This is a genomic window from Fulvivirga imtechensis AK7, assembly GCF_000331535.1.
Lineage (GTDB): Bacteria > Bacteroidota > Bacteroidia > Cytophagales > Cyclobacteriaceae > Fulvivirga > Fulvivirga imtechensis.
On sequence record NZ_AMZN01000057.1, the window covers coordinates 1 to 449 of the forward strand.

Annotated in this window: 1 protein-coding gene; it reads left to right on the plus strand. The window is 42.3% G+C overall.

What is annotated here, in order from left to right; genetic code table 11:
* Positions 1 to 124: 124 nt before the first annotated feature.
* Positions 125 to 449: phage integrase N-terminal SAM-like domain-containing protein (locus C900_RS17840; RefSeq protein ID WP_040497042.1), on the plus strand; the 325-nt coding region annotated here is incomplete at its 3' end.

Consider the following 449-nt stretch of genomic DNA (forward strand, 5'->3'; position numbering starts at 1 on the left):
TGTTGAACCGAACACCTACGGTGGAGGGCACAACGGATTACAAATTAGTAAATTGGCAGGATAAATAACTAACTATTTCAATTATGAAAGATTTTAAAAAAGCCATGAACTAGCCCAGGTTCCTTTGAATACGAAAGCCGAGGAGTTGCTTCTGAAGGCAGCCGGGTTTTTAACGGCCAAAAATTACTCCCCAAGAACCGTTCGAAACTATACCTCCGAGATGAGGTATATTTTTTCGTACTACAACCAAAAAGACCCGGCTGAGATTACCCAGGAAGACATCATCAGCTACCTCAATTTTATTAAGAAACAGTTTGGATCGGGGTATGACAAATGCCGAATGGTGGCACAGGCCTGTAGCTTTTTCTACAAAAACATCTTACGAGTACCTTATGTAGTGCCCAGTTCTTTTTACCCCCGCAGGCAGTTTAAGCTCCCCAACATCCTTA